This window comes from Nocardioides sp. URHA0032 (assembly GCF_000620645.1).
Classification (GTDB): Bacteria; Actinomycetota; Actinomycetes; order Propionibacteriales; family Nocardioidaceae; genus Nocardioides.
Genome location: NZ_JIAV01000002.1, coordinates 95831 through 118145, shown reverse-complemented (window position 1 = coordinate 118145; position 22315 = coordinate 95831). Strand labels below are relative to the sequence as shown.

The 22315-nt window shown below is 71.2% G+C and carries 24 protein-coding genes; 8 read left to right on the top strand and 16 right to left on the bottom strand.

Translation table 11 applies throughout. The features are described 5' to 3' along the window. Positions 1 to 16 precede the first annotated feature (16 nt). Positions 17 to 685: an SDR family NAD(P)-dependent oxidoreductase gene (locus N538_RS0101650; protein WP_028635847.1), complete on the top strand. Its 669-nt coding sequence runs from the start codon at positions 17 to 19 to the stop codon at positions 683 to 685. Beyond that, positions 682 to 1638, top strand: a complete 957-nt coding sequence (locus tag N538_RS0101645; protein ID WP_028635846.1) for an S-adenosylmethionine:tRNA ribosyltransferase-isomerase — start codon at positions 682 to 684, stop codon at positions 1636 to 1638. The genes N538_RS0101650 and N538_RS0101645 overlap by 4 nt, the downstream gene beginning before the upstream one ends. A gap of 24 nt (positions 1639 to 1662) precedes the next feature. Here N538_RS0101645 and N538_RS0101640 read toward each other — a convergent pair whose 3' ends face one another. The 3 genes from N538_RS0101640 to N538_RS0101630 are packed head-to-tail and all read right to left on the bottom strand — an operon-like array spanning position 1663 to position 3622. Then, positions 1663 to 2418, bottom strand: a complete 756-nt coding sequence (locus tag N538_RS0101640; protein WP_036569149.1) for a thioesterase family protein — start codon at positions 2416 to 2418, stop codon at positions 1663 to 1665. An 8-nt stretch (positions 2419 to 2426) separates the two neighbouring features. Beyond that, positions 2427 to 3218: a GNAT family N-acetyltransferase gene (locus N538_RS0101635; RefSeq protein WP_197025209.1), complete on the bottom strand. Its 792-nt coding sequence runs from the start codon at positions 3216 to 3218 to the stop codon at positions 2427 to 2429. Continuing rightward, entirely contained in the window at positions 3215 to 3622 is a 408-nt protein-coding gene (locus N538_RS0101630) for a secondary thiamine-phosphate synthase enzyme YjbQ (protein ID WP_028635843.1), read from the bottom strand. Before N538_RS0101630 ends, N538_RS0101635 begins: the two co-directional genes overlap by 4 nt. Before the next feature lie 36 nt (positions 3623 to 3658). Between N538_RS0101630 and N538_RS0101625 the strand changes: the two genes are divergently transcribed. Continuing rightward, positions 3659 to 4435 (top strand): GNAT family N-acetyltransferase, encoded by a 777-nt coding sequence (locus N538_RS0101625; RefSeq protein WP_028635842.1) that lies wholly within the window; start codon positions 3659 to 3661, stop codon positions 4433 to 4435. Between the two features lies 1 nt (position 4436). On the opposite strand, the gene N538_RS23350 is transcribed toward N538_RS0101625, so the two are convergent. The 5 genes from N538_RS23350 to N538_RS0101600 form a co-directional block, all read right to left on the bottom strand. Then, positions 4437 to 5081, bottom strand: a complete 645-nt coding sequence (locus N538_RS23350; protein WP_051548588.1) for a DUF3105 domain-containing protein — start codon at positions 5079 to 5081, stop codon at positions 4437 to 4439. Continuing rightward, positions 5081 to 5380, bottom strand: coding sequence for an MTH1187 family thiamine-binding protein (locus N538_RS0101615; RefSeq protein ID WP_028635841.1), 300 nt, complete (start codon positions 5378 to 5380; stop codon positions 5081 to 5083). Before N538_RS0101615 ends, N538_RS23350 begins: the two co-directional genes overlap by 1 nt. After that, the gene (locus N538_RS0101610) at positions 5377 to 5853 is read right to left on the bottom strand and encodes a SigE family RNA polymerase sigma factor (protein ID WP_028635840.1); all 477 of its coding nucleotides are present in this window, start codon (positions 5851 to 5853) and stop codon (positions 5377 to 5379) included. The genes N538_RS0101615 and N538_RS0101610 overlap by 4 nt, the downstream gene beginning before the upstream one ends. After that, a complete protein-coding gene (locus N538_RS0101605; RefSeq protein WP_028635839.1) occupies positions 5840 to 7156 on the bottom strand; it encodes a hypothetical protein in 1317 nt (438 codons plus the stop codon). Before N538_RS0101605 ends, N538_RS0101610 begins: the two co-directional genes overlap by 14 nt. A gap of 115 nt (positions 7157 to 7271) precedes the next feature. Then, entirely contained in the window at positions 7272 to 10085 is a 2814-nt protein-coding gene (locus N538_RS0101600; protein ID WP_036569107.1) for an aconitate hydratase, read from the bottom strand. Between the two features lie 139 nt (positions 10086 to 10224). Between N538_RS0101600 and N538_RS0101595 the strand changes: the two genes are divergently transcribed. The 3 genes from N538_RS0101595 to N538_RS0101585 are packed head-to-tail and all read left to right on the top strand — an operon-like array spanning position 10225 to position 12765. Then, on the top strand, positions 10225 to 11019 hold the full coding sequence (locus tag N538_RS0101595; RefSeq protein WP_028635837.1) for an ABC transporter permease: 795 nt from the start codon (positions 10225 to 10227) through the stop codon (positions 11017 to 11019). After that, positions 11012 to 11812: an ABC-2 family transporter protein gene (locus tag N538_RS0101590; protein ID WP_028635836.1), complete on the top strand. Its 801-nt coding sequence runs from the start codon at positions 11012 to 11014 to the stop codon at positions 11810 to 11812. The genes N538_RS0101595 and N538_RS0101590 overlap by 8 nt, the downstream gene beginning before the upstream one ends. Further along, positions 11809 to 12765 carry an ABC transporter ATP-binding protein gene (locus tag N538_RS0101585; protein ID WP_028635835.1) on the top strand — a complete coding sequence of 319 codons (957 nt, stop codon included), beginning with the start codon at positions 11809 to 11811 and terminating at the stop codon, positions 12763 to 12765. Before N538_RS0101590 ends, N538_RS0101585 begins: the two co-directional genes overlap by 4 nt. Here the strand turns inward: N538_RS0101585 and N538_RS0101580 are convergent. Both N538_RS0101580 and N538_RS0101575 read right to left on the bottom strand, forming a co-directional pair. Continuing rightward, positions 12762 to 13379 (bottom strand): sigma-70 family RNA polymerase sigma factor, encoded by a 618-nt coding sequence (locus N538_RS0101580; protein ID WP_197025208.1) that lies wholly within the window; start codon positions 13377 to 13379, stop codon positions 12762 to 12764. The two genes, N538_RS0101585 and N538_RS0101580, sit on opposite strands and share 4 nt — an antisense overlap. 11 nt (positions 13380 to 13390) lie before the next feature. Then, positions 13391 to 13612: a hypothetical protein gene (locus N538_RS0101575; RefSeq protein ID WP_028635833.1), complete on the bottom strand. Its 222-nt coding sequence runs from the start codon at positions 13610 to 13612 to the stop codon at positions 13391 to 13393. A gap of 298 nt (positions 13613 to 13910) precedes the next feature. Here N538_RS0101575 and N538_RS0101570 point away from each other — a divergent pair, with 298 nt between their 5' ends. Further along, positions 13911 to 15566, top strand: a complete 1656-nt coding sequence (locus N538_RS0101570; protein ID WP_028635832.1) for a sigma-54-dependent Fis family transcriptional regulator — start codon at positions 13911 to 13913, stop codon at positions 15564 to 15566. Between the two features lie 496 nt (positions 15567 to 16062). Here the strand turns inward: N538_RS0101570 and N538_RS0101560 are convergent, their stop codons facing one another. The 3 genes from N538_RS0101560 to N538_RS0101550 form a co-directional block, all read right to left on the bottom strand. Beyond that, entirely contained in the window at positions 16063 to 16299 is a 237-nt protein-coding gene (locus tag N538_RS0101560) for a hypothetical protein (RefSeq protein WP_051548583.1), read from the bottom strand. Between the two features lie 878 nt (positions 16300 to 17177). Next, positions 17178 to 18008, bottom strand: a complete 831-nt coding sequence (locus tag N538_RS0101555) for a ZIP family metal transporter (RefSeq protein WP_197025207.1) — start codon at positions 18006 to 18008, stop codon at positions 17178 to 17180. Positions 18009 to 18168: 160 nt separating this feature from the next. Next, positions 18169 to 18609, bottom strand: coding sequence for a hypothetical protein (locus N538_RS0101550; RefSeq protein WP_155991914.1), 441 nt, complete (start codon positions 18607 to 18609; stop codon positions 18169 to 18171). Between the two features lie 206 nt (positions 18610 to 18815). Here N538_RS0101550 and N538_RS29645 point away from each other — a divergent pair, with 206 nt between their 5' ends. Further along, on the top strand, positions 18816 to 19091 hold the full coding sequence (locus N538_RS29645; protein WP_081790221.1) for a PepSY domain-containing protein: 276 nt from the start codon (positions 18816 to 18818) through the stop codon (positions 19089 to 19091). A gap of 96 nt (positions 19092 to 19187) precedes the next feature. Here N538_RS29645 and N538_RS27070 read toward each other — a convergent pair whose 3' ends face one another. From N538_RS27070 to N538_RS0101535, 3 genes are all read right to left on the bottom strand, one after another. Continuing rightward, the gene (locus tag N538_RS27070) at positions 19188 to 20522 is read right to left on the bottom strand and encodes a bifunctional DedA family/phosphatase PAP2 family protein (RefSeq protein ID WP_051548582.1); all 1335 of its coding nucleotides are present in this window, start codon (positions 20520 to 20522) and stop codon (positions 19188 to 19190) included. Further along, positions 20519 to 21274 (bottom strand): polyprenol monophosphomannose synthase, encoded by a 756-nt coding sequence (locus N538_RS23340; protein WP_155991913.1) that lies wholly within the window; start codon positions 21272 to 21274, stop codon positions 20519 to 20521. The genes N538_RS27070 and N538_RS23340 overlap by 4 nt, the downstream gene beginning before the upstream one ends. 72 nt (positions 21275 to 21346) lie before the next feature. After that, positions 21347 to 22315, bottom strand: a complete 969-nt coding sequence (locus tag N538_RS0101535) for an alkaline phosphatase family protein (protein WP_028635827.1) — start codon at positions 22313 to 22315, stop codon at positions 21347 to 21349.

Sequence of the window (22315 nt, the reverse complement as noted above, 5' to 3'; positions counted from 1 at the left end):
CTTGCAGGCTTCTGGCATGCCTGTTGCCGTCATCACCGGAGCATCCCAGGGCCTGGGCCTCGCCCTCGCCACCCACCTCGCCGAGTCCGGCTGGACGATCGTCGCCGACGCGCGGGACGCCTCCCGCCTGGGCGCCGCCGTCGACGCGCTGCCGGGCGGCCCGCATGCCGCGGTGCCCGGCGACGTCACGGACTCCTGGCACCGTGGCGCCCTGGCCGCGGCCGCCACCGACCTCGGCGGCGCCGACCTGCTGGTCAACAACGCCAGCACCCTCGGCGCCAGTCCGCTCCCCCGGCTCGCCGACCTCGACCCGACCGCCTTCACCCGCACCTTCGAGGTGAACGTCGTCGCCCCGGTCGCCCTCGCCGGCCTGCTGCTCCCGCAGCTGCGGGCGCGGGGCGGGCGGATCGTGAACATCACCTCCGACGCGTCCGTCGAGCCCTACGAGACCTGGGGCGGGTACGGCGCGTCCAAGGCCGCCCTCGACCACGCCACCCGGGTGCTCGCCGCGGAGGAGCCGCTCGTGCGGGTGTACGCCGTCGACCCCGGCGACCTGCGCACCGAGATGCACCAGGCGGCGTTCCCGGGCGAGGACATCAGCGACCGGCCGGCTCCCTCGTCGGTCGCCCCGCGGCTGCTCTCGCTGGTGCTCGGTGACGCCGCGAGCGGGCGGCACGTCGCATGACGGCCACCATGCCGCCCGAGGCGCGTGGCATCTCCCGCGACGGGGTCCGGCTCGCGGTCGTGACGCCGTCGGGGACCACGCACACCGTGGCCCGGGACCTCCCGTCGTACCTCTCCCCCGGCGACGTGCTCGTCATCAACACGAGCGCGACGCTGCCGTCCGCGCTGCCCGGGCTGCACGTCTCGACGTCGCTCGACGACGGGTCCTGGGTCGTCGAGCTCCGGCAGCCCTCGAACGCGGGGCCGGCCGTCCCGGTGCCGGGTGAGGTCCTGCCGCTGCCGGGCGGGGTGTTGCTGCGGATCGTCGAGCCACACCCACCGGGCCAGGCCCGGCTGTGGCGCGCGATCCCCTCGCCGCAGGTCGACCGCGTCCCGTACCTCGAGGAGTGGGGCCGGCCGATCCACTACCGCTACGTCACCGGCAGCTGGCCGATCGACGCGCTCCAGAACGTCTACGCCATCCATCCCGGGAGCGCCGAGATGCCGTCGGCGGGGCGGCCGCTGACGGCTGCCGTGCTGGTGCGCCTCCTCGCGAACGGCGTCACGATCGCGCCGCTCGTGCTGCACACGGGCGTCGCGAGCCAGGAGAAGCACGAGCCGCCCCAGACCGAGGAGTACGCCGTCCCCGCCGCCACCGCCCGGCTCGTGAACTCCGCCCGGCGAACCGGTCGACGCGTCGTGGCCGTCGGCACGACGGTCGTGCGGGCACTGGAGTCCGCGGCGTTCAACGGCCGCGTCGTCCCCTCCGCGGGCTGGACCTCGCTGGTCCTGGGGCCCTCCCGACCCGCCACCGTCGTGGACGGGCTGCTCACCGGCCTCCACGAGCCCGAGGCGAGCCACCTCGACCTGCTCCGGGCCGTCGCCGGCGGGTCGCTCGTGACGCGGGGGTACGCCGACCTCACGCCCGACTACCTCTGGCACGAGTTCGGCGACTCGATGCTGCTGCTGCCCTGAGGCGGGTGGCCGCCTGGGCGACGCTCAGGGTCGCACGGTCAGGGACTGCGCGACCGTGCCGAAGGGGCCGCGCTCGTCGTGGAGCACGCTGCTGGTGAGACCGTGCCCCGAGGGCCCGAAGCTGACCGTGGTGTCGAAGCCGAGCCAGCCCGGCTCGGGGGCCCGGACGAGGTGTGCGGTCAGGTCGAGGTTCGGGAAGGCGACGCTGCGCGGGTCCTCGCGGACCGTCATGCCGTTGGCGATGTCGGCGAGACCGGCCGCCGACGCGAGCGCGCTGGTCGGCTCGTCGAGCAGCGGGACGTCGGTGCGCACCCAGTAGCGGGCCCGGCCCGGTGCCTCCTGCGCGCGCCGCACCTCCACCGAGGCGATGAACCCTCCGGGCCAGACGGTGGTCGGGTCCCAGGCCGGCATCGCCGACGGCGGCGGCAACGGCTCCAGCCGCGTCCCGGCCACCGCGGCCGTGTCGCGCTCGGCCATCAGCCAGGCCCGCAGCAGCACCGCCGGCCGGCCCGCGTGCGACATCGCCGCCTCGACCAGCTCGACGGTCCGGCCCGGACGCACGACCCGGACGCCGACCGAGACCTCCTCGAGCGGGATCACGCCGAGGATGTCGAACGACAGCCGCGAGACCGCCATCCGGTCGCCGTGCTCGGTCTCGACGGCGTGCGTCAGCAGGCCGAGCGCCGGGGCGATGTGCTGCTCGTCGAGCTGCCAGGCGCCGCCGACGTGCGGGGACGGCAGGAACGTCGTAGGACCGGTACGGGAGAAGTAGCTCGACATCGAGACATTCATACAGGTGTCGACAAAGCCGCGACGGCGTACGGCGTCGTGCCGCCGACGGTGCGCAGGCCGAGCCGTTCGAGGATCGGGCGGCTGTCGTCGGAGGCGTCGACCTGGAGCACGGTGCAGCCGCGCGCCAGCGCGGACGTGGCCCGGGCCGCGACCAGCGCGCGGTAGATGCCCCGGCCGCGGTACGCCGGCAGCGTGCTGCCGCCCCACAGCCCGGCGACGTCCGTCTCACCGAGCGGGACCAGCCAGGCGGCGCTGACCACGGTGTCGCCGTCCTCGACGGCCAGCACCTCGATCGAGTCCAGCCGCTCCTCGAGGTCGTCGGCGAGCCAGGACCAGTCCTCGCCCCACACCTCGCTCTCCATCGCCGCGATCCGCTCGAGGTCGGCACGCTCGTTGACCTGGCGCATCGTGAGCCCGGCGGGCAGGACCGGCTCGCCGGCGAGCAGCCTCGTCTCGCCTAGAACCAGCGCCTCGTGCGGCTCCGGTCGAGCGCCGCGCGCCTCCAGCAGCGGCACGAGGTCGGCGCGGTCGTGGTCGAACGTCTTCCACTCGAAGCCGACGCCGCGGGCCGTGAACGCCGCGAACGTCCGGTCGACGAGCGCCTCCAGCTCCTCGGCCGGCAAGGCGCCGGCGTCCGCGGTGAACATCGCGAAGCCCTCGCGCGGCGTCACGCAGCGGGTCACCGGACCGTCGTGCTCGACCGTCCAGGTCAGCGGCACCCGGATGCCGAGGGTGCCGCGGACCTGCTCGTCGTACAGCGCCAGCAGCGCAGCGTCGTCCATCCTCATGCCCCCGCCAGGAAGCTGAGCCGCACGTCGCGGTCGCGGTTGTCGACGTTCAGGTCCACCAGGCAGATGCTCTGCCAGGTGCCGAGCGCCAGGCGCCCGTCGAGCACGGGGACGGTCGCGTACGGCGGCACCAGTGCCGGCATCACGTGCGACCGGCCGTGGCCGCGGCTGCCGTGCGCGTGCCGCCAGCGATCGTCGGCGGGCAGCAGGTCGGCGAGCGCGGCGAGCAGGTCGTCGTCGCTGCCGGCGCCGGTCTCGATGATCGCGATGCCCGCGGTCGCGTGCGGCACGAACACGTGCAGCAGCCCGTCGCCGCGCGAGGCCGCGAACTCGCGGCAGTCGTCGGTGATGTCGAGGACGACCTCGCGGTCGCCGGTGCGGTAGCTGCGGTTCTCTGAATCCACGCGACCGATCGTGCCACGGGCGGTTACGGTCCCCGCGTGGAGATCCCCTCGCTGGCCGTGCGCACCGACCTCGCCCTGGCCCGGATCGCCGGCAGCGCGGTGGAGGACCACGGCGGGTACGTCGCGGTCCGGACGCCCGACAACCCGTCGTTCTACTGGGGCAACTACCTGCTCCTCCCCCGGGCGCCCGAGTCGGACGAGCTGCCCGCTTGGGAGGAACTGAGCGAGCGGACGTTCCCGCAGTGCCGGCACCGGGCGTACGCCGTCGCGACGGCCGACGGGACCCGCGACGACCTGGCCGTGTTCGCCGCGGCCGGCTTCGAGACCGACGCGTCGAGCGTCCTGACGGCCACCGCGGTCCACGAGCCGCCGCGACCCAACCGCGAGGCGACGTACCGCCGGCTCGTCAGCGACGACGACTGGGAGCAGCAGGTGGCGCTGTGGGACCTCGACGACGACGTGACGCCGGAGTTCGTCCGCGGCAAGGTGGCCGCCGAGCGCCGGACGACGGAGACGGGCGCCGGCGCCTGGTGGGGCGCGTTCGTGGACGGCCGCCTGCTGTCGTCGATGGGCCTGGTCGCCGCGAGCCCCGGGCTCGCCCGATTCCAGCAGGTGCAGACCCGCCCCGAGGCACGGGGCCGGGGCCTGGCGGGCACGCTCGTGGAGCGGGTCGCCCGCTACGGCTTCGAGGAGCTCGGCGCACAGACGCTGGTCATGGTCGCCGACCCGGACTACCTCGCGATCCGGATCTACCGGTCGGTGGGCTTCGAGGACACCGAGACCGAGCTCCAGGCGCTGCGCAAGCCGTCCTGAGTCAGACGTCCGTCCCCTGCTGGCCGTCGCCCGCCCGCACCCCGCCCGCGCACGACGCGAACGGCTCCGGCGCGGTCTCGCCTCCGCCGAACGTGTCGATGAACAGCGCCAGCCGCGGGTCGTCGGCGCCGTCGAGCGCCAGCTGGCGTCCCCACACGGTCACGACGACCGGCGCGTCGAGGCCGTCGTACGGCGAGATGATGCCGTTCTGCGGCAGGGCCGCCTCGAGCGCCGCCAGGTCCACGCGGGCCTCGGGGTCGTAGGTGATCCAGACGGTCCCGTGCTCGAGGTCGTGCACGGCGTTCTCGTCGCGCACCGGCTCGCCGTACACCCCGCAGTCCAGCCAGGCGCGGTCGTGCGGGCCGCCGACCGGCGGGCTCTGCGGGTAGTCCACGTCCGCGGTCGTGTGCGCGGCCTGGAGGTCGTCGTACACCGCCACCTCGGCGAGGCTCACGGCTCCGTCGCGGGCCTGCTCGGGAGGCTCGTCGCTGATCAGGTACGGCAGGGTCACGGCCATACCCACGAGCAGCGCGGCGACCACGACCGCGAGCACGACCGGCAGCCGGCGCCGGCGGACCGGCTGCGGCGGGGGCGGGGGCGCTGGCGGTGGGTACGCCGGCGGAGGGACGGTCGGCAGGTCGGACATCACTCGTCCAGCAGCCGATGGACCCGCTCGACCTTGGCGGTCAGCTGACCCTCCCAGCCCGGCCGGATGTCGGCCTTGAGCACCAGCCCGACCCGGGGCGAGGCCGCGGCGACGACGTCGACGGCCCGCTTCACGACCGCCATCACCTCGTCCCACTCGCCCTCGACGTTGGTGAACATGGAGTTCAGCTCGTAGGGCAGCCCGGACTCCTTCACCACCCGCACCGCGGCGGCCACGGCCTCCGAGACCGAGCCCGTGTCGTCGGCGGTCGTGGGCGAGATGCTGAACGCGACGATCATGCGAGGACGGTATCCACCGAGTCCGCCCGGAGTCTCGCCAGGGCATCCCTGGCCTGCGACTTCACCGTGCCGACCGAGACGCCCAGGACCCGCGCGGTCTCGGCCTCGGTCAGGTCCTCGTAGTAGCGCAGCACGATCACCGCGCGCTGCCGCGGGGCGAGACGCGCGAGCGCCCGCTGCAGCGCAATCCGATCGGCAGCCGGCGCCTCGACCGGTGCATCCGGGACCTGGTCGGTGTGCACCTCCCGCCAGCGCCGCCGGCGCCAGCGGCTGACGCTCTCGTGCACCAGCACCTTGCGCACGTAGGGCTCCGGGTCGTCCGCGATCCGACTCCACGTCGGCACCACCTTCACCAGCGCCACCTGCACCAGGTCCTCCGCGTCCTCGCGGTGGCCGGTGAGCAGGTACGCCGTACGCAGCAGCGCCGCGCGCCGCGCCGCGACGTACTCCTCGAACGAGTCAGGCCCGGACACGGCGCCTCCACCAGAAAATGGCCGCCACAGCGGCCAGACAGACCGCGACCGCCAGTCCCGCCGTGACGCGCGGGTCCAGTGGCGACGGCGGCGCGGGAGCGTCGACCGACGGCGCGTCGAGGAGGTCTGTTGCGAACTGCCATTCCCCGCCGAGGGAGTCGTCCGGGAACCGCACGAGGACCCGCGACCTTCCCGTCGACACGTCCACCCGGTAAACCGCGACACGCGACGAGACCGCCTGCCGGCCCAGCCGGGCCAGCGTGACGATCTCGTCGCTGCCCACCCAGTCGAGCACCCCGAAAGTGCGCTCCGTGCCGGGCACGTCGCGCAGGTCGGTCGCGGCTCCGGCACTCACCGAGCCGGGGTTGCTGTCCCCAGGGACGAGTGCGAACGGTTCGCCGCCGGCGGCGAGCGCCACGGGCCGGAGGCTGCCGAAGGATCCCAGGTACGAGGGGATGTCGAGGTGCCGGACCTGCGCCTGACCGTCCACATCGATCAGCAGGTCGTCATGGCCGTCGCCCTCTTCGAGGAGGACACGACCGTGCCCAGCACCCTCCAGCGACGCGCCCCGCTCGACGCCCGCGACCGGCGCGGGTGCACCGCCGAGGTCCCACGAGGTCACCGTTCCAAAGGACGAGCTCGCCTGGTCCATGTCGGGGTCGTCGTCGCCCCCGAGGATCTCGCCGGCCGAGTAGACCACGGTGTCGGCGTCGGCCCAGGTGAGGAAGTCGGGCATCAGTCCGTGTGCGGTGGCGATCCAGTGCTTCGCCACCTCTCCCGTCACAGTGTCGTAGACGGCGACGCCCGTGATCGGGCCCGACAGGCTGTTCGGCGTGTCGGTCGTGGGGCCCGTCAGCCAGTACGCGAGGTGCCGGCCGTCGGGGGCGAGCTCGACGTCGCCGCTCGCCAGGTCGACGCCCGGCAGCTCGACGAAGGCGTACTCCCCCGACGTCGCCGAGACGCCGACCACGCCCGGGTCCGTGCCCGTCCAGCTCCCGCGGTCGGCGCGGGTCAGCGCCACCAGCTGCCCGGGGGTGCTCGTCGAGGACAGCCAGGGGCTCGGTGACCACATCCGGTCCGGCAGCCCCACTGGACCGCGCGCTGGAGCCGGCACCGGCGCCGAGCGCTGCCAGGCCGCACCGGCGACGACAGCGAGCAGGACGACGGCGGCCGCGGCGATCACCGCCGTACCGGCGCGCCGCTGCCGGTGGTACCGCATCCCCCGGTCCCACAGGTCGGGAGCCGGTCCGCCCGGCGGGGCGTCGTCGGCCAGGTCGGCCAGCCGGTCGTGCAGCGTGGTCATGGTGTCCTCCGGAAGGTGGTCTCACCTCTACCCACGCCACGAGCGCCCGAAAAGGAGGGGTCCGAGCTGCCGAGTCGGCGCAGTCTCAGCTGAGACTGCGCCGACTCGGCGGGGATCAGGCCCGGCGGAGGTTCCGCAGGACGTACTGCATGATGCCGCCGTTGCGGTAGTAGTTCGCCTCGCCGGGGGTGTCGATGCGGACCACCGCGTCGAACTCGGTGTCGCCCGCCTTGACCTTCACCGTCCTGGGCGTGGATCCGGAGTTGAGCTCGGTGATGCCGGTGATGGAGAACTCCTCCTCACCGGTGAGGCCCAGCGACTCGGCGTTCTCCCCCTCCGGGAACTGCAGCGGGATCACGCCCATGCCGATCAGGTTCGACCGGTGGATCCGCTCGTAGGACTCGGCGATGACCGCCTTCACGCCCAGCAGCGAGGTGCCCTTGGCCGCCCAGTCGCGCGACGAGCCGGAGCCGTACTCCTTGCCGGCCAGGACGACCAGCGGGGTGCCGGCGGCGAGGTAGTTCTCCGACGCCTCGAACACCGAGGTGACGTCGCCGCCGTTGGTGAAGTCGCGGGTGACGCCGCCCTCGGTGCCCGGCGCGAGCTGGTTGCGCAGGCGGATGTTCGCGAACGTGCCGCGGATCATCACCTCGTGGTTGCCGCGGCGGGAGCCGTAGGAGTTGAAGTCCCGCTGCTCGACGCCGTGCTCGGCGAGGTACGTGCCCGCGGGCGAGTCCTTCTTGATCGCGCCGGCCGGGCTGATGTGGTCGGTCGTGACCGAGTCGCCCAGCTTGAGCAGCACCCGGGCGCCCTCGATGTCGGTGACCGGCTCCGGCTCGTCGGGCATGCCGTCGAAGTACGGAGGCTTGCGGACGTACGTCGAGGCCTCGTCCCACGCGAAGGTCTTGCCCTCCGGCGTCGGCAGCGAGCGCCACTGCTCGTCGCCCGCGAAGACGTCCTCGTAGCTGTCGCCGAACATCTTCGAGTTGATCGCACCGGCGATCACCTCCTCGACCTCCGACGGCGCCGGCCAGACGTCCTTGAGGAACACGTCGTTGCCGTCCTGGTCCTGGCCCAGCGGGTCGCTGAACAGGTCGACGTCCATCGAGCCGGCCAGCGCGTAGGCGACGACCAGCGGCGGGGACGCGAGGTAGTTCATCTTCACGTCCGGGTTGATCCGGCCCTCGAAGTTCCGGTTGCCGGAGAGCACCGAGACGACCGACAGGTCCTTCTCGTTGACGGCGGCCGAGACCTCGGGGATGAGCGGGCCGGAGTTGCCGATGCACGTGGTGCAGCCGTAGCCGACGAGGTTGAAGCCGAGCTTGTCGAGGTACGGCGTGAGGCCGGACTTCTCGTAGTAGTCGGAGACCACCTTCGAGCCGGGCGCGAGGGTCGTCTTGACCCACGGCTTGCGCTGCAGGCCCTTCTCGACGGCCTTCTTGGCCAGCAGGGCGGCGCCGATCATCACCGACGGGTTCGAGGTGTTGGTGCACGACGTGATCGCCGCGATGGTCACCGCGCCGTGGTCGAGGGTGAACTTCGTGCCGTCCTCGAGGGTGACCTCGACCGGGCTGCTCGGGCGTCCGCCGTCGCTCGGGGCCGCGGACAGGTGGTTGCTCGGCGGCGCGGACTGGCCGTGACCGTTGGACGTGGCCGGGTCGGAGGCGGGGAACGACTCGGCGACCGACTCGTCGTAGCCGTTCTCCTCCTCGCCCTCGACGTAGTCCTGGAGCGAGTTGCGGAAGGACTCCTTGGCGTCCGTGACCTGGATCCGGTCCTGCGGGCGCTTCGGGCCCGCGATCGACGGTACGACGGTGGCCAGGTCGAGCTCGAGCTTCTCGCTGTAGCGCGGCTCGGCGTCGGGGTCGTGCCAGAGGCCCTGCTCCTTGGCGTACGCCTCGACGAGCGCGAGCTGCTCCGGCGAGCGGCCGGTGAGCTCGAGGTACTTCGTCGTCTCCTCGTCGATCGGGAAGACCGCGATGGTCGAGCCGAACTCGGGGCTCATGTTGCCGATCGTGGCCCGGTTGGCCAGCGGCAGCACGGAGACGCCGGGTCCGTAGAACTCGACGAACTTGCCGACGACGCCGTGCTTGCGCAGCATCTCGGTGATCGTCAGCACCAGGTCGGTCGCGGTCGAGCCCTCGGGCAGGTCGCCGGAGAGCTTGAAGCCGACCACGCGCGGGATGAGCATCGAGACGGGCTGGCCGAGCATCGCGGCCTCGGCCTCGATGCCGCCGACGCCCCAGCCGACGACGCCGATGCCGTTGACCATGGTGGTGTGGGAGTCGGTGCCGACGCAGGTGTCCGGGTAGGCCAGCAGCTCGCCGTCGACCTCACGCGTGAAGACCGTGCGGGCCAGGTGCTCGATGTTGACCTGGTGCACGATGCCGGTGCCCGGCGGGACGACCTTGAAGTCGTCGAAGGCGCCCTGGCCCCAGCGGAGGAACTGGTAGCGCTCCCGGTTGCGCTCGTACTCGATCTCGACGTTGCGCTCGAAGGCCTCCGGCGTGCCGAAGACGTCGGCGATCACGGAGTGGTCGATGACCATCTCGGCCGGCGCGAGCGGGTTGATCTTCGACGGGTCGCCGCCGAGGTCGGCCATCGCCTCGCGCATCGTGGCGAGGTCGACGACGCACGGGACGCCCGTGAAGTCCTGCATGATCACGCGCGCCGGCGTGAACTGGATCTCCTTGCTGGGCTCGGCGTCCGCGTCCCAGCCGGCGATCGCCTTGATGTCGTCGGCGGTGATGTCCGCGCCGTCCTCGGTGCGGAGCAGGTTCTCCAGCAGCACCTTGAGGCTGAACGGCAGCGACGCGACGTCGAGGCCCTCGCCCTGCACCGCGTCGAGGCGGAAGATCTCGTAGGACGTGCCGTCCACGTCCAGGGTGCTCTTGGCACCGAAGCTGTCCTGACTGGCCACAGCAGTCATCTCCTGACTCGTCGTCCCGGTCTGATCGCGGTCCATCCTGCCCTAACCGGTTCCCCGTCGAGGACCGCGATATCTCTTGACGTCAAGATACATGATGCCGAGATGATTTGGCGATCGGACCCGGTAGGTTCCTGTGACCGTGCGCACCTACGTCCGGTTGTTCGTCGCGGGATTCCGCCGGCAGTCGACGTACCGCCTCGCGGCGTTCGGCGGGCTGGTCGCCAACGCGACGTTCGGGTTGCTGAAGGTCGCCCTGCTCTTCGCCGCCGTGCGCACCTCCGGCGGCGAGCTGGCCGGGTACGACGTGGCGATGATGAGCTCCTACATCTGGATCTCCCAGGGCCTGCTCGGGTCGATCAACCTCTCCGGCCGCACCGACATCGCCGACCGGATCCGGACCGGCGACGTGGCTGTCGACTTCCTGCGCCCGGTCGACGTGCACCTGGCCAGCGTGGCGACCGAGGTCGGGCGGTCGGTCTTCGCGCTGATCCCCCGCGGCCTGCCCTCCGTGGCGATCGGCGCGGTCGTCGTCGGCATGGCCGTGCCCGACCACGCCTCGGCGTACGTCCTGGGCGCCGTGAGCCTGTTCCTGGCGATCGTGGTCTCCGCGACCACCGTGTACCTGGTCGGAGCGGCGGGCTTCTGGCTCGTCGAGACGCGCGGGGTCGCGATCCTCTACATGGTCGTGTCCGGCTTCCTGGCCGGCCTGTTCGTGCCGATCGGACTCTTCCCGGGATGGCTCCACGCGGTGGCGACCGCGACGCCGTTCCCGTCGATGATGATGTATCCCGTCGACATCCTCTCCGGCCGCGTCGAGGGGCTCGCCTCGCTCGGGATCGTCGGGCTCCAGCTCTTCTGGGTCGGTACGACGGTGGCCGCGGGCCAGCTCGCCACCCGGTCCGGCCGCCGGCGGCTGGAGGTGCAGGGTGGTTGACCTGACGCCGTACCGCGCCGTCCTCGCCTCCCGGGTGCGTGCGCAGCGCACCTACCGGGCGAACTTCCTGCTGGACCTGTCCAGCTCGCTGCTCGTCGGCCTCGTCGAGCTCGCCGAGGTCTGGGTGGTCTTCCGGTCGGTCGACTCCCTGGGCGGGCTCGACCTCGCCGCGGTGGTGCTGGTGTTCGGCCTGGCCGACCTGTCGTTCTCGCTCGCGGACCTCGCCTTCGGCCACTGCGACACGCTGCCGACCTACCTGCGGGCCGGGACGCTCGACGTCTTCTACCTGCGGCCGCAGCCGCTGCTGCTCCAGCTGATCACCAGCGACATCTCGCTGCGGCGGCTGGCCCGCGCCGCCGTCGGCGTCGCGGCCCTCGTGGCCGGCCTGGCGATGAACGACGTGCCGTGGAGCGCCGGCGCGGTGGCGCTGCTGGTGCTCGCGGTCGTCAGCGGGATCGCGACGTTCGCGGCGATGTTCGTCTGGGCCGCGGGCGCGCAGTTCTACCTCGTCGACGGCGCGGAGGCGACCAACGCGTTCGTGTACGGCGGCCGGTACGCCGCCAGCCAGCCCGCGTCGGTGTGGTCCCGGCCGCTCGTGGTCGTCTTCGGGTTCTTCTTCCCGATGGCGTTCACGGCGTACCTGCCCGTCGTCACCCTGCTCGGGCTGCCCGGCCCGGACTGGATGCCGGACGGGCTCGGCTGGTGTGCGCCGCTGGCCGCGATCTGGGCCTGGGCGCTGGCGCTGACCACCTGGCGCACCGGCGTACGTCACTACCAGGGAGGCGGCGGATGACCGACACCATCGTCGAGACCGAGGCCCTCGGGCGCGACTTCAGGGTCCGGGACGGGCTGCGTCGGCGCACGGTCGTCGCGGTGGAGGAGCTCACGGTCCGGATCGGGGCCGGCGAGGCGGTCGGCTACATCGGCGCGAACGGCGCCGGCAAGTCGACCACGATCAAGATGCTCACCGGCATCCTGGTGCCGACCCGCGGCAGCGTGCGGACCTGCGGCCTCCAGCCGGTGCCGGACCGCAAGCGGCTCGCCCGGCAGGTCGGCGTCGTGTTCGGACAGCGCACCCAGCTCTGGTGGGACCTGCCGGTCCGGGACTCGCTGCGCATCCTCGCCGCCATCCACTCCCTCGGCACCACCGCCGAGCGCGAGCGCACCGACGAGCTGGTCGAGCGGCTCGAGCTCGGCGAGTTCCTCGGCACGCCGGTGCGTCAGCTCTCGCTCGGGCAGCGGATGCGCGCCGAGGTGGCGGCGGCCCTCCTCCACTCCCCTCGCCTGGTGATCCTCGACGAGCCGACGATCGGCCTGGACGTGCTGTCCAAGCAGCGGCTGCGCGAGTTCCTCGTCGCGGAGCGCCGGCTGCACGGGACCACGCTGATGCTCACCACCCACGACATGGGCGACGTCGAGCGGCTGTGCGACCGGATCCTGCTCGCGGACCGCGGCTCGCTGGTCTTCGACGGCACCCTGGCCGGGCTCTCCCGGACGGTCGGCGCGGAACGGGTGCTGGTGGTCGACCTGGCCGAGCCGACGCCGGACCTCGACGACGTCCCCGACACCCGCCACCTCGGCAGCGAGGGCGGCGGGTTGCGCCAGCGGCTGGGGTTCGACCCCGACGTGACCACTGCCGCCCGCGTGCTCGCTGCGCTCAGCGGGCGCGCCGAGCTCGTCGACCTGGCGGTCGAGGAGCCGGACGTCGAGGAGATCGTGCGCCGGGTCTACGCGGCGCGGCGCTAGCGACAGAGGTGGCCCCTGGTCACCAGCGCGGCGCGAAGCTTCTTCCGGGCATCGAAGAGCACCTTGTACAACGCGTTCCGGGTCGACCCGAGCTCGTCGGCCAGCACGTCGATCGGCATGCCGTTGAGCACGGTCGCGACGAAGACGAGGCGCTGGCGATCGGTCAGGCTCTCGTCCACCGCTGAGGCGACCGCGGCCACGAGCTCCCGGACCTGGGCCTCGTCCTCGGGCCCCGAGTCGAACCTCCGGGCGAGCCGGGACCAGTCCTCCTCGTCGTACGGCACCTCGTGTCGTCGCCAGAAGTGGCGGTTCATCTTGGTGGCGACGTTGAAGATGACGAACCTGCTGGCCCACGTCGTGAACCGGGCCTCGCCCCGGAACCTGTCCAGGCGTTCACAGACGGCCATCAGGGCGTCGGCAGCGGCCTGGTGGGCGATGTCCTCGAGCTCGGGACCGTCCAGGTGCAGAAGGGGAGCCCGACGTCGCGCCTCGGCCCTGCCGACCCGAAGTAGCATCAGGTAGAGCTCACTGCACGCCGCCTCCCTCGGGGGGCCCACGGCGGCGAGTGCTCGCACCCACCGGCGGTTCTCGCGATCGATCTCGGGATCGTCCACCGCAACCTCGTTCATGCGACCGACGAACCTTCGGCATCGATGCACATCACCTGGAACCCGGCTCCGGCACCCACCACCTCCGCGTCCGCCCTCAACGCCGCTGCCGCCCGCCGATGACCCGGCACCGTCTCGGGACAAGACGCCCAGTACGGCACGGATCCGGCCTCTGCCGCGGCCAGGTCATCCTCACGCCGAGCGAGGCGGAGCAGCTCCTCGCGGACCAGGGCCAGCACCTTCCTTGCCTCATCACCTGACACCTGACTCACCTCTCATCCGCCGATCCCGTGCTTGCCCTTCCATGGAAGGCCGCTCCGGACGTGCGATCTGTCGCAGGTTGAGGCACCCGAGGCCGGCGCCCCAGGCGTAAGGTGATGTGACTGTGTCACGTTGGCACAACAATGGAGATCACTCTTCGCAGAGGGTGGAAGGCAGATGACGTCCACGGCGCGACAACCGGTCGGGACGGAACGGGCACCCGGGAGCGCCCGGTGTGACGAGTTCTCGGACCTGGGCCTGCGAGAAGACATTCACGTGTCGTGGCGACGCAGCAGGCTGGCGCGCGCCCCCACGGACAAGCTCGAGGTGCCCTTCGACGACATCGACGACGATGACCGGCGCCTGCTGGGAGCCGTTGGTCCGGTGCTGGCTCGGTTCGCCGAGCACCTCGCCGAGACTCATTTCAGTCTGGTTCTCGCGGACCGCAACGGCCGCGTGGTGAACACGTTCTCGGGCGCGGACGACATGCGCCGGCACCTGGCCTCCTTGTCGATCGAGCGGGGATACGTCCTCAGCGAGGCGGCCGCCGGCACGAACGGCATCGGGACCGTGCTCGAGGAGCGCCGACCCATGGTGGTGATCGGTGAGGAGCACTACAGCGAGCCGCTCAGGCACCTGATCTGCGCGGGCACCCCGATCCGTAACCCCGTCACCGGACGACTCGAAGGCGTTCTCGATCTGGCGTGCCCGCGGGGAGAGTGGTCCAAGCTCATCTCCCCTGCCCTCGAACAGCTTCGCCACGACGTCGAGGGCGAGATGGCGGCCAGGGCCCCGCTGGCTCAACGACTCATCTTCGAGCAGTTCATCGCACGGTGCCGGGAGACGTCGACCGCGGTGATCGGACTCAGCGACCAGTACATGATCACCAACGCCGCCGCCACGGACCTGCTCGCACCAGCAGACCAAGCGGTGATCTGGTCCGCGCTCAGCGACGACCGCGCGGGCGGAGGGGTCCACGCCATCACGCTGAGCAGTGGACGCACGATCGAGGTGAAGTCGCAGGTCATTCGCCTGGGTCGTGCCATCGGCGGACATCTGGTGGAGCTGGCACCGCAGGCCCCCGGCAACCGGTCCCGCGCGAGCCGCCGTCCGGGCCGCCGCCGGCCGGCCACGACCGTCGGGTCGATCCTCGACAACGTCGTACGAGCCGACCCCCAGCGGCTGTTGATCCTGGGCGAACGGGGGTCCGGGAAGGTGACCCTCGCCAAGCAGGTGCATCAGCGCCTCAACGGCGATCAGCCGATCACCCTGATCTCCTGCGACCTCTCCCTCGTCGGCGCCGGACAGCTCTGGCTCGAGGAGGTCGCGACCCGTCTGCAGCGAACCGAGGAGACGATCGTCCTGCGCCATGTCGACGTGCTGACGGCACCGGTCGCACAGGCCGTGGTCGCCCTCCTCGACCGCGGCACCACCGGCCCCAGGGTGATGGCGACGGCGTCCGACCCGCTCACCGACGGTCGGAGTGGCGCTCTCCACGAGGCCCTCGGAGAGCAGACGGTCCAGCTTCCCCCGCTACGTGATCGACGGTCCGAGCTCGCCACCCTCGCTGCGGCGATGCTCGACGACATCGCCCCCGGGGTGCACGTGAGTGGCCGTGCCCTGGCCGCACTGCAGAGCTACGGCTGGCCCGGGAACCTCACCCAGCTACGGTCGGTACTCGCCCAGTCGGCGAAGGCAGCGGGGCGGGACGTCATCGGGCTCGAGCACCTGCCCGGCGAGGTCGCCGGGGCGCTTCGCGGGCCTCGGGCGCTGAGCCGGATCGAGGAGCTGGAGCGTGAAGCGATCATCGCCGCGCTTCGCGAGCAGCGCGGCAACAAGCTACGCGCCGCCGAGGCGCTCGGCATGTCACGCTCGACGTTCTACCGACGGCTGCGCCAGCTGGGTCTGGACCCCTCCGCATTGCTGAGCTGACCCGTCCGGGCCCGCGACGACCGCCTCGGCGCGCGCCCGCAGTGCCACTGCGGCCATCCGATGGACCTGCACCGAGTCCGGGCACGACGCCCAGTACGGCACGGCCTCCGCCTCGGCCGCCGCCAACGCATCCTCGAACCGAGCGAGGCGAACCAGCTCCTCGCGCACCAGCTCGTCGCGCACCAACGCCAACACCTCCGGAATGTCTCGGGACATCTGAGGCACCTCCTCTTCCCTCGAGCCCTTTGCCACTCCATCGAAGCCCGGTTCCGGTGGATGAGATGTTCCAGGTTGACCCACCGTTCTCCGGGAGAGGTACAAGCGGCCCTTCGTCCTCGGCCACGACCTTGCCGGCGTGAACGGCAAGATCGTGGTGACCCGATGACGACGGCCACGGCCAGATCGGACATCGCGGCCAGGACGCCCACGCGTCAAAGGAAACGCCGCACCGGGCACGGCCGGTGCGGCGTTTCGCTCGATGTGGTTGCTCAGGGGTTCAGCGACGGGTGCCCGCGTACTCGCGGTGGTCCTCGTCGTCGTAGTAGTCGCGGCTTCCGGACTTCGCCAGGCCGCGGCTGATCATGTAGCCGATCGTCAGCAGTGAGGCGTAGAACCAAGCGTGCTGGGCGTCGAAGTTGTCGGCGATCTGTGAGGCGATCAGCATCGCCACGGTCACGAGGATGAAGGCGATGAGCTCGGTCGTCTTGACCGCGGCCTTCGTCTCGGTGCTCACGCGACGGGCGTTGACCCTGTCAGGTGTTCCGGTGTGATGCGTGGACTGTGTCATCGAGGTTGCCGTCTCTCTCTCGGTTGACGTAGCGCGCCGAGTTGGCGCACGACCGGCCCTCTGGTTACCTCGAGGTCTCAGGCGCAACCACGCCCAAACGGGTTGTCCTTGGCCGAACGCTGACACCGACCCGGGGAGATCGCTCGGGTCCGCCAGGTTTCCGCCAGGTTTCAATCAGTTCGGCCGCGGGGTAGAAGCGGGGGAAGCGCCGGCCCGTCCGATGCGGGTCGACGCCTCCCTGGCAGGTGGGCTGCCGCTCGTTCCCCCGTCGAACGGCAGCCCACCTCGTCACACAGAGAGGCAGGGCACGGCTTCGATGTCCGTGGCTGCTGATAACCAAGACATCCGCGCCAACGAGGCGGCATCAGCGCACCCATGGCCGAGCCGTTCCAGCACGGGCACTTGCGCGCACAGGTCGCCACCCTCCTGGGCCGGTAGCCCCGACGACGATCGCTCTCCCCGCGCCAGGCCCTGAGGCGGAGATCTGACTCCACACACTCGGCCCACCAGGGACCGGAAGGAGAGCCGAAGTCAGATGCTGCACATCTGGTTTCGGGCTCCCGGCTCACAGGACGCTTCGCCGGGCGGGGCGACTCTCGTTGGGCAGGTCGAGGGGCAGTGACGGCCCAGATGACGCGCGGGCTACGTGACGCGTTGAGCCGTCACGCTCACTCACATGCGATGCGACGTCGTGTCGAACTGCACTGCCGTCTTCTCCCGTCCGGCTTCCCCGGGGAGGCGGACAGTACTGGGTGGGGCTGGGTATGCCCACGACCGTCGGGCCGGGCGCATCTGGAACGGCTTCGGACCCGTTCCGCCCGCACCTAGACGCCAGCGGCGGTCACAATCGCGTCGGTGAGGAACCCGGCGATCAGGCCGATGAGGATTCCGTACGCGAGCAGGTCGCTCCGCCGGGCCTTCGCGGCGACCCCGATGAGCTGGGTGATGACGTAGATGAGCGACCCGGCGGCCAGGGCCAGAAAGGCGACGCTGACGGGCTCGCTGGTGAACCCGTGACCGACCAGGGTGCCGACGAAGGTCGGGGCACCGCCGATCGCACCGAGCCCCAGGAGGAATCCCCAGCTGGGTCGCCGGGTCGCCCCGGTCTCGTCCAGATCGGCAGCGAGCGGGGCGACGATGCCGAAGCCCTCCGTGGCGTTGTGCAGGCCGAACCCGATGACCAGCATCACTGCGAGCGCGATCTCGCCCGAGGCAGCCGACTGGCCGATGGCCAGGCCCTCGGCGAAGTTGTGCAGCCCGATGCCCACGGCGATCATCAGCGCGAGCCGGCGCGCATCCGACCAGCTGGCGATCCCCCGGACGCGCGCGGTCTCTCCGACCGTCATCGCACCGGGTCCGAACGGCCGTGCCGGCCTCCCGACCTGGCGTGCCATCCAGCGTTCGTACCACACCAGCGACAGCAGGCCGACAGCCAGACCGGCGACTGCGATCAGGCCGTAGCCGATCGCCGCACCCAGCCCGCCTTCGCCCTCGTGGACCGACGCGAGCGCTTCGTCGATGGGCTCCCACGCCGCGGAGAGCACGTCCCAGACGAGGAAGAGCAGGACACCGACGGCGGTGGCGTTGAGGAAGACGCGCAGCGATGGCGACGCGGCGCGCAGTCGACCGATCGGGAGACCGATCAGGATCGTCACCCCGGCGAGAAGTCCTAACAGCAGGGTGGTTCCGAGTCCCACGAGCGGCCCCAATTCCACAGAGTACGGATGACTCGCTTAGGTTAGCCTGCCCTCCCTTGTTTAGGACAGTCCGGCGGCCTTCGTCTGCGGTGGCAGTCAGCCGGCTGGCCGAAACTGGCTACGAGGTCGTGGTCTCCCCCACCGTGGTGATCGGTAGTCCGTAGTGCCGGAGCCGGTGAGCGAGATCCTGGTGGAGTCGCTCGGCGACCGGGTGCCGGGCGAGCGCCAGGATGAGCTCGTCGACCGGTTCTCCGAACAGGATCTCCTCGATCGCGTCCATCGGGTTGTTCCTCACCGAGACCGAGGCGATGACGTGGCCACCGGCTGCCGCCTCCAACGCCGGAAGCGCACGCAGCAGGTCACGCTCCGCCTCCTCCGCCTTGTCATGGCGCTCCGGATGGAGCAGATGCACCTCCCCGCGCGCGGGGTTCGGAACGACCAGGCGGAAGCGGGCCGGACTCCGCAAGGCGCGCTCGCGCACAGCCGCCACCAGGTCAGGCGTGAACGCGGTCCCATGGGACACCACCAGGACGCGGGCTGGACGAGAGCTCTCCGTCATGGATCGACGGTGCCGCGATCAACCTGTTCACGACCTGAACGCGGCACGAGCAGAGTGAACCGCGTTCCGTCCTCGTCCTGGGTCAGCAACAAACGACCTCTCTGGGACTGGGCGAGCGTCCTCGCGAGTCGTAGGCGTTCTCGGCGGCGAACCACTCGCCATCGGTGCCGGTCAACGCGACATCGACGGCGTAGCCCTCGCCGGCACTGGCCGTCACCGCTGGCGGCGTCGCTGTCGCGACGAGCGGGGACGACGGAGCGGCCAGTCACCAGTACACCCAGGAGCAGGCCGACGCTGCGACGAAGGCCGCCCTCGAGGCGACCGGCGGAGGGACCGCGAACAGCGTCGAGACCGACAACGAGAACGGAGCGACCTACGAGGTCGAGGTCACGAAGCCCGACGGCACCACCGTCGACGTTCGCCTCGACGACAAGTATCAGATCGTGGTCATCGAAGGTGATGGCGACTCCGGCGGCAACTGACGGCACTCTGTGGACAGCGGGGGCGCGGAGATCTCTCTCCGCCCTAGCTGCACCCCGTCAGACCGCGCCTGCGACCTCTCGCTGGTGTGTCGGCCGTCAACGGGCGCTGCGAGCGGTCGCCTCAGCGGTGAAGCGTGAGGCGACGGTTCCGCGGGCGCCCTCGTCGCCGGATCCTGTCGTTCCGGCCGGCTGATTCGGCGCAGCCTTGGGCCGCGCTCGCTGCGACACGGCGAGCAACAGCAAGCCCAGCCAGGCTGTGACCACCAGCCACGCCGCTATCACGTCTGTTGCCCAGTGGTAGCCGAGGTAGACACGGCTCGCGCCCACGACCAGGCACACCGCCCCCGCAGCTCCCACGACCACCGCCCGCCCGGCACGCGTGAGGTGGGGCCAGAACAGCCACACCAGCAGAGCGGCGAACGCGGCGGTCATCGACGTGTGCCCGGAAGGAAACGACGAGCTCGAGTCCGCGGGTCCGAGCCTGAGTGACGTGCCCGGACGTGCCCGGTCGATCAGCTGTTTCAGTCCGAGCACGAGCGCCGCAGCGCCTGCCATGCCTACGCCGAGAACACCGGCCTCCGCGAAACGGCGACGCCCGGCGAGAACGACGAGGACCCCCGCCGCGAGGACCGCGATGCTGGCCTCGCTGCCGATGAGCGAGGCGGCGCTCGCCACGTGGTTCAAGAAGGTGGTGCGGTGGGTGGCGACGTCCGCCGCCACCGTCGGGTCGTGGGTTGCCAGTCCATCGCGTTCGGTTGCTGCGTCCGCCAGCAGGATTACCCCTGCGGCTGCGGCGACCCCGGTGAGGCCGGTAAGCCAGGGTGCGATCCTGACGTCGTGCGCTCGAAGGACCGCGGCGACGGCGGGAAGGAGCGACACGAGCACGATGCCGAGGACGATGAGCTCGATGTGGTCGCGCAGGATCGGTACGCCGCCGAGAAGGTAGCCGGCCAGCAGCATCGTCGTGCACCACGCGACGCCTCCCACCACGTTGTAGGCGAGGTAGGTCCGGTAGCGCATCTTGGCGGCGCCGGCGGCGACAGGGGTGAATGTTCTGGCGACCGGGACGAAGCGGGCAAGTACGACGGCCTTCGGGCCGTAGCGGTCGAAGAAGGTCGCGGCCCGGTCGAGGTGTCCGGGGTCGAGGAGGCGTGAGCGTTGCCGGGTCAGGACCCGCGGGCCATAACGGCGGCCGATGCCGTACCCGGCCTGGTCGCCCACCACTGCGGCGAGGGTTACGAGCGGGATGACGAGCCAGATCGGCAGGTTGATGGTGTGTTGTGCGACCAGGAGGCCCGTCGTGAACAGCAGCGAGTCGCCGGGTAGGAAGAACCCCGCGAGGAGACCGGTCTCGGCCACCACGATTCCCATCACGACCAGCACGGCGAGCGGGCCGAGAGAGGACAGGAGCGCGTCGATGGCTCCGTTCATGCGACTCGGTCCTGCTGGCGGCGGCTCTGCGTCCGTAGGTGGCGCGTCCGTGCCTCTTGGATCCGCCAGGCGAGTACCCGCCACAAGGCCTCAACCGCGATGGCGGTCGACATCTTCGAGCTGCCGACCTGGCGTTCGACGAAGGTGATGGGGACCTCGACCATCCGCAGGCCTTGGCGGGCGGCCTGCCACGTGGTTTCGATCTGGAACGAGTACCCGCCAGCGTGGGTGCCCTCTTCGGCGAGGACGGCCAGCGCCCGGGGTCGGTAGGCACGGAAGCCGGCGGTGCAGTCGTGGACTGGAAGTGCGAGCACGAGCCGGACGTAGGCGTTCCCGGCGCGGGAGATGAGGCGCCGATGCCAGGGCCAGCCGACCGTGCATCCGTGGGGCACGTAGCGGGAGCCGATTGCCAGATCGGCGTCGTCGAGCGCGGCGACCAGCCGGGGTACGGCGTCGACCGGGTGTGAGCCGTCGGCGTCCATCTGGACTACGACCTCGAATCCCTGCTCGCGGGCCCATGCGAACCCGGCGCGATAGGCGGGGCCGAGACCTGCCTTGTTCGGGCGGTTCAGCAGGTGCACACGGCTCCGGTAGCTGGGATGGGCCGCTACGTGGGAGGCGGTTCCGTCAGGACTTGCGTCGTCGACAACGAGAACGTGGAAGTCAGCAAGCGCGGCCACCTCGAGAAGATGATCGAGCAGGCTCCTGATGGTGAGCGCTTCCTGGTAGGTCGGGACGACAATCAGGTTCACCCACGCACCCTCGCTCGGCTGACCTGCACGCAACCTGACCGGTGGAGTGCGATGCTAGGCGGTGTTGTTCTGTCAGCGAAGGCCGAACGCGCCGAGCAGGGACGGTGCGTCGGCGGCGTTGGCCAGCGGCGCGATGCCGGCGGTCTCCGCGTAGGCGCGCGACAGCGAGTAGTGGTTCAGAGCGGTGCTCGAGACCTGGTGCTCGAGACTCGGGTGCGCGACGACGGTCAGGATCCGATTGTCGTGGTGCCGGTCGTCCTCGTCGGCCGTCACGACCACCACGAGCCGGCCGGAGGCGAAGTCAGGGCCGGCCAGCACCAGCCCCACGTACTGCCGCATCCACTCGTCGGCCTGGGACAGGGGGCAGTCATGGGCGTCGTTGCACGTGTCGGGCACCACCAGCCCGATGTTCGGGAGGTTGCTGGCTGCGACGTCCTGTTGGAGGGCGGGGAGCGGCAGGTCGTGCTCCTGGCATTGCTGTCGCTCTGCGACGTAGTAGGTCCATGGGTTGTGCCGGACCGCGTACGTGCCGTCGTTGACGTCTTCGCAGGGGGTCGACATGGCCTCGGCGTAGACCGTCGCAGTCCGGCCCGCGTCCAGGGCCTGCCCGAAGACGCTGGGAGCGTCGATCGGGTGCCCGGCCGGCGAAGCGTCATCGGTGATGCCGTACGTGTCGCCGCCGGCCATCGCCAGGTAGTTCGGCAGGGACGGATGGGTGATGGCCTGGTAGTTGGTGGCATACCCGTAGCGCTGCGCGACGCTGTTCAACCACGGCATCTCCTGCTGCATCTGGTCCAGCGAATGGTTCTCCACCACGAAGACCAGCAGCTTGGTCACCTCCCGCCCGCCTCCGGGTGCCGCCGTGCTCGGCGCGGTCGTCGCCGTGGGAGTCGAGGTTGCGGAACTGGCGGCGCTCGCTCCCGACGGTTCGTCCGATGAGGGCGCCGACGACCCGCAGGCGGCGAGGGCGCCGAGGACGACGGCGACCAGGACGGCGGCGGCGCTGGTGTGTGCCGCCGTGCCGGGAGTGCGTCGATCCAT